Source organism: Bartonella sp. LJL80, from assembly GCF_054871565.1.
The window spans coordinates 1-1,047 of the sequence record NZ_JBTXLM010000033.1; the positions used below are offsets into that span (position 1 = coordinate 1).

1 protein-coding gene is annotated in these 1,047 nt (G+C 44.7%); it reads left to right on the forward strand.

The genetic code is table 11. The annotated features are described in order from the left end of the window. Positions 1-155: 155 nt before the first annotated feature. The coding region (locus ACYSNS_RS14535) for a flagellin N-terminal helical domain-containing protein (RefSeq protein WP_461723896.1) at positions 156-1,047 on the forward strand (892 nt) is incomplete at its 3' end.

Here is a 1,047-nt window from a genome sequence, read left to right on the forward strand (position 1 = left end):
TTTTTTTGTTGAAAGAACTTTACAATTTGGGAGGATGTGGTATTAAGAGACTGTAACAGGTTAGATGTTTGATCTAACAGACATGAAGTCGTTCTGTTACCTGCTGGGTCAGCCAGCATGTCCCTCTCCATTTTTTCTTTAAAGGGACAACGATTATGGGTACTAGTCTTCTTACAAACCAATCCGCTATGAATGCTTTGCAAACTTTGCGTTCAATTGGCGATAACATGGATACAACGCAGCGTCGTGTTTCAACCGGCATGCGTATCAATGAAGCTTCTGACAATACTGCTTATTGGTCAATTTCTTCGGCCATGCGTTCTGACCGTAACACTTTGAGTGCGGTTTCCGATGCAATGGCTTTGGGTAAGAGCCAGATCGACGTTGCAAACGCAACAGTTGATCAGAGCAAGACCAATCTGGATAACATCTCGAAGTCGCTTATGACCAACTATGAAAAAGGCGAAGGCGACGTCAAGAAAATCCAGGCAGACATCAAAGCCAACATGAACAACATTCAGTCGTCTGTTTATTCGGCTTCTTTGGCAGAAAAGAACATTCTCGGCAATGGTGGCGGCACAACACAGGTTGCCGGTGCATATCGTCGTGAAGGCTCCAACGTTTATGTTGATATGATTGATGTTGGTGGGGCAAACCTCAACTTCGCAACCAACAATGGCGATGGTACTTTCGATCTGACCAAGGGTGTGTTGACATCTGTCTTCGGTACCAAGGTTGCACAAGCGGATCTTGATAAAGCAAACACTGATTTACAGACAAAAATTGGTGCTGTAGCAACCGCACAGGCTGACTATGAAACAGCTAAAGCCGCAGGTGATGCAACAGCAATGGGTACTGCAAAAACAGCTCTTGATAAGGCAAACGGCGAGTTGGATACCCAGCGTACTACTTTTGCTACTGCTGTCAAAGGCATGACGGTATCTGACTTTGCTAATCTTGATCTTTCAGAACTTTCTAATGAAGCGCTGAAGATGGTTTCGGATGCTGCACAGTCTTCACGTGCAGTTGCAACAGATAACGTTATCA